Here is a 6,815-nt window from a genome sequence, read left to right on the forward strand (position 1 = left end):
GACGAGGGGGCCTTCGCCCTGCACCTCGAGGGATCCCATCTTCTTGGTGGGCACTCCGTCCGCGTCCTCGGGGTGGACGGGGCTGCCGTTCCCGTTGAGCGTCGCCGCGTCCGGGACGTGGTCGGGGACCTCGGCCGCCGAGATCCGCCGTGCGCCGCGGCGCGAGAACCGCTTGTCGTGCTGCTTGCGCAGCCGCGCGTCCAGCTTCTCCGCCGCCAGGTCGAGCGCCGCGTACGGGTCACTGGCCGCTGCCTCCGCCCGGATCACCGGACCGCGGGAGCGGAGCGTGATCTCCACTCGGTCGCAACGGTCGGCCTGTCGGGGGTTGGGCTCCTTGGACACCTCGACGTCGAGGCTGATCACCTTGCCGTCGAGCTTCTGGATCTTCTCCAGCTTCAGCTTCTCGGCCACGTGCTTGCGGAACCGCTCGGGCACCTCGGTCTTGCGGCCCTTGACGACGATGTCCACGCAGAACTCCGTTCCCGGATCACTCCGCTGCACTGCGGAGCAACTCCCTTTTTGCACCCAGCTCCGGTGAACCCCGGAGCCTCGGACTCGGCGACTTCACCTCCTCCTCCCCCATGGGCAAGATCTGCACCCCAGCACCGCGATGATTGCGGAAAACCCGCGGCACGGCATTCGGATAGGGGAGACATGGCCTGCGGCTTTCTCCCTCACAACCGAACATATCTCGCCCGGACGGATGTCGTCACCCTCTACTGATGCGTACCTCCATTCAGGCGAATTGACCCCGTCACTACCTGCAACGACGCTCGTTCCCGGTCAGTTCCGGTTCATTTCGAAAGAATCCGGTGCGGCCGCGACCACAGCGGCACGGATCGGCCCTGCGAGGCCGTTCACCTCGGCCATTCCCGGTACGTTCCGTGCCCACTTCGCCCGCTCTTCCGCTGGTTCGGCCTTCCGTTCCTCCCTTCCTTCCCAAGCCGCGCGCCGATACACAGCCTTTGTCGCCTCTCCTGCCCCTTCGGCCCCGGCAGCCTCCCGTACCGCACGCGCCGCCTCCGCGAGGGTGGCGCCCGTCGTGACGAGGTCGTCGACGAGGACGACCCGGCCCCCGGCCAGCAGCCGCGCACCGCCGGCCGTCACCTCCAGCGCGCCCGCGAGGTTCGCGAACCGCTGCCGGGCGTTGAGCCCCGACTGGTCGGCGACGGCCCGCCGCTGCCGCAGCACCGGGGCCACCCGGGCCGAGACCCCGGCTCGCCGCAGTTCCGCGGCCGCCGCGAGAGCGATCCGCCGCACCGGGTCATGCCCCCGCGCCCGCACGGCCCACGGCGCGGACGGCACCGGGAGGATCAGCACGGGCCCGGACCCGCCGGCGCCACCCGCCGTACCGCCATACGAGGCGACGATCCGCACGGTCCGGCCGTCCCGAAGCCCGGCCCGCACCGCTCCCGCCAGCGCCGTGCCCAGTGCCCCGGCGAGCGTCAGCGCACCGCGCTCCTTGTGGGCGAGGAGAGCCGCCCGCACCTCGTCCGCGTACGGCGCCGCCGCGTACACCGCCGGCAGCCCGGGCGGCTCCGGCACCGGTCGCACCCGGCGCGGTACGGGCCCGCTCAGAGCCGCACGGCACTCGTCGCAGAGCACCGTGCGAGGCGTCCCACAGCCTCCGCACTCGGCCGGTAGCACCAGGTCGGTGAGGTCCTGCCACCACCCCCGCATGTGCCCACTGTGCCAACGAGCGGCCCGACCGGCCACCCCTGTGGACTACCGCCTGTGGACGACTACCTGCGCCACGCACAGCGCGTCACCCACACGGGTGAGAAGGAGCGTTGCCGTACCGGGGACGGTTGCCCGGGGCCCACGACAGCTCGCGTCCGCAGCCGACGAAAACGGCCGCCCCGCCGGCTCGACGCCGGACCGGGACGGCCGCTCACACACGGCTCGGGCCTCAGCCCGGATAGACCGGCGCCGACCCGTCCTTGACCACCTTCTGCCACTGGTCCCCGGACGGGAGCCGGACGATCCCGTCGTCCTGTGATTTGGCCACCAGCGGCACCCGGTCGTCCTCGGACGCGGCGATGGCGAGGACGCCGGTGAGCGCCGCGGGCGCCGGCCCGTCCGGTGTGGAGCCGTCGACCTGGACGTACCGCGTCTGCTGCACGCCGCCCTGTTCCCGCCCGACCACCACGAGCCGACTGTCCCCGGCCCAGGACATCGCGGTGACCTCCTCGGATCCGGGGGTCGCGGAGCGCAGTTCGAGGACCGAGACCTCCTGCTGGTCGTCGGACTTGGTGCGCTCGATCCGCCCGACGAGCAGCGACTGCTTGCCGTCCTTGTCGACGACGAGCGCGATCCGCACCCCGTCCGCGGCGACCCGCACGTCCTCGATCCGGCCGTTCAGCTCGGGGATCTGCACGGCCAGCGGCTGGCCCACGCCCTGCGCCAGCATGTACAGCTGCGGCTTGGCGGGGTCGCGGTCGGCCACCCACAGGTCACCGCGGGCGTCCCAGCTCGGCGCGGTCAGGCGGTCGTCCTCGGTCGCACCGTGACTGGTCAGCACGGCATCGCCCAGCGAACCGTCCGACGCGAGCGAGGTGACGTACAAGGACTTGCCGTCGCTGGTGACCCCGGCCGCGGTCCGCTCGTCGCGGGCGACCGCCACCGACCGCAGCGGCTTGGTACCCGCGCCGAACGGGCCCGGTACCGCGACCGCCTCGGCGCCGCTGGTCGCCATGCGCACCAGCCGGTGCTTGCCGTCGAGGAAGTACAGGTAGTCGGGACGCTTGGTGGAGGCACGCCAGGCGGTCGCCTCGGCCTGCTCCTCGCTGACGTCGCACATGCGGGCACCGCTGACGGACTGCAGCGCGACCGAGTCGACGGTGGGCGTCAGGTTGCGCAGCGTGAACAGCAACTGGGTCGCCATCTCCCCGCACTTGACGGAGCCGATCCGGGACGCCTTGACGTTCAGCGGCACCGTGAGCCGGTTCTGGTCGTCCGGTACCAGCCCGGACACGCCCTTCTTCAGCGCCGTACCGGTCGGGAAGCTCGACCGGACCACCGGGCCGAGCCAGGTGGTGGGACCGCTGAGCAGCGAACGCACCAGCTGCGTCGTCGGATCCACCCGGCTGCGCACGAAGACGGGATCGGCGACCGCCACCGGCTGCCCGGTCTCCCCGGCCGACGTGTCCGAGGCGAAGTAGTACTTGTCGACAGACGTGTAGTTGCGCTGGAAGTCGGACTTGCCCATCACGACTCCCTGCGGCAGCGAGTCGATCCGCCACTGCCCGCTCTTGGCGTCCCTCGTCAGATGCACCGTCCTGCGGTAGGACCCGTCCGCCGGCGCGAACGCCTGCTGCGCGTCGACGGTGGCCACCCGGCTGCCCTGCAGTGTGTAGGTGATGCTGCTCGCGCCCTCACGGCCCGCCGGCCGCGGATCCGTCTGGATACTCGGCCCGTTCGCCAGCACCATGGCCTGCGACTCGGGCTGCCAGGTCTTGGCGGCAGCCTTGGTCAGGTACTTGCGCGCCGTGTCGTAGTTCGGATCGTCACTGGTCAGGGCCTCCAGGAAACCCTGCACGATCTCCGTGGACGAGGCGTCCTGCTGCGGCGGCATGGCGAAGACCCGCACCTGCGTGTCCTGCCGCGGCGTCGACTCGACGTCCCGCAGGTCGCCGCTGTCGGGCATGGAGGCGCAGCCCGCCAGCAGTACGGCCCCGCAGGCGGCGTACGCCACCGCGCGCGCCGGCCTGCACCGGGCGCTCCCCTCGCGGTCAGCGCCCACGAAATGCCTCCCCTGGCTTGTTCGACTCGTCCGCCCCGTCGCCCTCGCCGGTCTCGGGCGTCCCCTCCTGGCGCCGGGCGCCCTGCGCCGGCCGGGGCACCACACGCGCCCCGTTGCCGGGCAGCGCGGTCGGATCGGCGGTGGGGGACACGGCGGCCGTCCGCTGCGTCATCGGCGCGAGCGACGACGCCTGGCCGCCGCCCGGCTGCACCGGCACCGTGGCCCGCTTGTCCTCGCCGCTGCTCGGCAGGCCGGCCTCGCCGAGCCCCCGGTTGCGCCGGGAGTCCTTGGGCTCCAGGGGTATCGGCGAGCCACGCAACGGCTCGTCCGCCGTCCTGGGGAGCGTCAGCCGGAACTGCGAGCCGCCGCCCGGCTCCCCCCACGCCTGCAGCCAGCCGCCATGCAGCCGCGCGTCCTCCAGGGCGATCGAAAGCCCCAGGCCCGTACCGCCGGTGGTACGCGCGCGTGCCGGGTCGGCCCGCCAGAAGCGGCTGAAGACCCGGGTCGCCTCGCCGGGCTTGAGCCCGACACCGTAGTCGCGCACCGCGATCGCGACCGCCCCGCCGGCCGAGGCCAGTTTGACGACGACGTCCTTGCCCTCGCCGTGCTCGACGGCGTTGACGACCAGGTTGCGCAGCACCCGCTCCACCCGCCGGGCATCCGCCTCGGCCACCACGGGCTGCAGATCGCCGAACACGCGTATGTGCGTGCCCTTGCGCTCCGCGAGCGGCGCGGCCCCGCTGACCACCCGCCGTACGACCTCCCTGAGGTCTATCGGCTCGGCCTCCAGCGCCGCCGCACCCGCGTCGAAGCGGCTGATCTCCAGCAGGTCGGCGAGGAGCGACTCGAACCGGTCCAGCTGGTCGGCGAGAAGCTCCGCGGACCGCGCGGTCACCGGGTCGAAGTCCTCGCGGGCCTCGTGGATGACGTCGGCCGCCATCCGGACGGTCGTCAACGGCGTCCGCAGCTCGTGCGAGACGTCCGAAACGAACCGGCGCTGCATCCGCGACAGGTCCTCCAGCTGCTGGATCTTCAGCTGGAGGTTCTGCGCCATCTTGTTGAAGGCCTCGCCGAGCCGCGCGATGTCGTCCTCGCCGGTGACCTTCATCCGCTCCTGGAGCCGCCCCGCCGACAGCCGCTCGGCGATCCCGGCCGCCATCCGCACCGGTGTGACGACCTGCCGCACGACGAGCCAGGCGATGGCCCCGAGCAGGACGACGACGAACAGCCCGGCGGTCGCCAGCGTGCCCTTGACCAGGCTGAGCGACTTCTCCTCCTGGGTGAGCGGGAAGAGGTAGTACAGCTCGTAGGGGTCGTTGTTCGGGTCGCTGACCTGCTTGCCGATGACCAGCGCGGGCTGCGACTCCTTGTCGTCCGTGTAGACGATCCGGGTATAGCTCTGCGCGGCCGTCGTATTGCCGTTGATCCGCGCGCGCAGGTCGTCGGGCACGCTGGCCGTCGGGTCGACCTGCCCGGAGGCCCGCGTGCGCCCGCCGCCGCTGTTGTTGTCGCCGGCGGGGAGGGTGACCACGTCGAAGGCGCCCTGGCCGCCGCTGGAGAGGGACTCGACGAGGTCGCTCATCCACGAGGTGACGTTCGGCGACTGGCGCCCGTCCGCCGACTCCGCGGTGTCACCGGCACCGGTCGCGGCCTCGTCGGCCTTCTGCTTGGCCACCGCGAAACCACCGGTGGCCTGGCTCTGCGAGGCCTTCACCTTCGCGTCCAGCAGACCGTTGCGGACCTGCCCGATGACGACGAAGCCGAGCAGCAGGACGACGCCCAGCGACATCAGCAGGGTCGTGACGACGACCTTGAGCTGGATGTTGCGCCGCCACAGCCGCATGACCGGCAGCAGCGGCCGCCGCACCCAGCGTACGAACAGGCGCAGCACCGGACTGCCCTGAACCCCGCCCTGGAGCAGCCCGCCCTCGAAGAGCAGGCGCCAGCGCGAACCGAACCGTTTCCCGCCGACAGGCCGCTCCGGACGGTCCCCGGACCGGCCGGGGGCCGAAGCGGCACTGTCCCCGGACATGTCAGCTCGGTCCCGCCTTGTATCCGACACCACGGACGGTCACCACGATCTCCGGCCGCTCCGGGTCCTTCTCGACCTTGGAGCGCAGCCGCTGGACGTGAACATTGACGAGACGGGTGTCCGCCGCGTGCCGATAGCCCCAGACCTGCTCCAGGAGCACCTCACGCGTGAACACCTGCCAGGGCTTGCGGGCGAGCGCGACCAGCAGGTCGAACTCCAGCGGGGTCAGCGCGATCGACTGCCCGTCCCGCTTCACCGAGTGCCCGGCCACGTCGATGACCAGGTCACCTATGGCGAGCTGCTCCGGCGCCGGCTCCTCCGACCTCCGCAGCCGGGCCCGGATCCGGGCGACCAGCTCCTTCGGCTTGAACGGCTTCACGATGTAGTCGTCCGCACCCGACTCCAGGCCCACGACCACGTCGACGGTGTCGCTCTTCGCCGTGAGCATCACGATCGGCACCCCGGACTCCGCCCTGATCAGACGGCACACCTCGATACCGTCCCGACCGGGCAGCATCAGGTCCAGAAGCACCAGGTCGGGCTTGGTCTCACGGAAAGCGGCCAGCGCCTTGTCGCCGTCGGCTACAAAAGACGGCTCAAAACCTTCACCACGCAGCACGATGCCGAGCATCTCGGCCAGTGCGGTGTCGTCGTCGACGACAAGGACTCGTCCCTTCATAAACGACATCATCCCATTCTCATAACAGTGAAGGTTCCGCAGGTGACCAGGGTCACCGGCCAGTGACCTTAGTCGTACTGAGCGGTCACTGTCTGCCCCCGTCCGCCGACGTTGATGTCAGTGGTGGATGTCAGCATCGCCAACCACGTCATCGAGCAGAGGAGCCGGGCCTGGACATGAAACCGACCTTGACCCTGATGACCATCTGCGGCGGTCTTCTGCCCTTGGCGGCCGTCATCTGGGGCGGTGTGTCCCTGCGGCAAGACTACCGACGCCTCGTAGCCGACCTCACAGCCATCGACCAGATCATCCACTCACCCGCGGGAACTTACCCTGACCCTTCGGCGGCCATGGCGGCCGTC

6 protein-coding genes are annotated in these 6,815 nt (G+C 71.1%); 1 reads left to right on the plus strand and 5 read right to left on the minus strand.

Features of this window, described 5'->3' with window-relative positions; genetic code table 11:
* From raiA to mtrA, 5 genes are all read right to left on the minus strand, one after another.
* Positions 1-501 (minus strand): ribosome-associated translation inhibitor RaiA (raiA, locus tag JF597_RS00860; protein ID WP_293986730.1); only part of this gene is annotated, 501 nt, incomplete at its 3' end.
* 282 nt (positions 502-783) lie between these two features.
* A complete protein-coding gene (locus tag JF597_RS00865) occupies positions 784-1,680 on the minus strand; it encodes a ComF family protein (RefSeq protein WP_293986732.1) in 897 nt (298 codons plus the stop codon).
* 229 nt (positions 1,681-1,909) lie between these two features.
* On the minus strand, positions 1,910-3,742 hold the full coding sequence (locus tag JF597_RS00870; RefSeq protein WP_293986734.1) for an LpqB family beta-propeller domain-containing protein: 1,833 nt from the start codon (positions 3,740-3,742) through the stop codon (positions 1,910-1,912).
* A complete protein-coding gene (mtrB, locus tag JF597_RS00875; RefSeq protein WP_293986737.1) occupies positions 3,732-5,774 on the minus strand; it encodes an MtrAB system histidine kinase MtrB in 2,043 nt (680 codons plus the stop codon). The genes JF597_RS00870 and mtrB overlap by 11 nt, the downstream gene beginning before the upstream one ends.
* Before the next feature lies 1 nt (position 5,775).
* The gene (gene mtrA, locus JF597_RS00880; RefSeq protein ID WP_015659998.1) at positions 5,776-6,465 is read right to left on the minus strand and encodes a two-component system response regulator MtrA; all 690 of its coding nucleotides are present in this window, start codon (positions 6,463-6,465) and stop codon (positions 5,776-5,778) included.
* 164 nt (positions 6,466-6,629) lie between these two features.
* On the opposite strand from mtrA, the gene JF597_RS00885 reads away from it, so the two are divergent.
* Positions 6,630-6,815: hypothetical protein (locus JF597_RS00885; RefSeq protein ID WP_293986758.1), on the plus strand; the 186-nt coding region annotated here is incomplete at its 3' end.

Source organism: Streptomyces sp. (assembly GCF_019510245.1).
Lineage (GTDB): Bacteria > Actinomycetota > Actinomycetes > Streptomycetales > Streptomycetaceae > Streptomyces.

What these genes read in the sequence shown, in the direction of transcription:
- JF597_RS00865 (WP_293986732.1), bottom strand. Translation starts at nt 1,680, where the DNA reads ATGCGGGGGTGGTGGCAGGACCTCACCGACCTGGTGCTACCGGCCGAG.
- mtrB (WP_293986737.1), bottom strand. Translation starts at nt 5,774, where the DNA reads ATGTCCGGGGACAGTGCCGCTTCGGCCCCCGGCCGGTCCGGGGACCGT.
- mtrA (WP_015659998.1), bottom strand. Translation starts at nt 6,465, where the DNA reads ATGATGTCGTTTATGAAGGGACGAGTCCTTGTCGTCGACGACGACACC.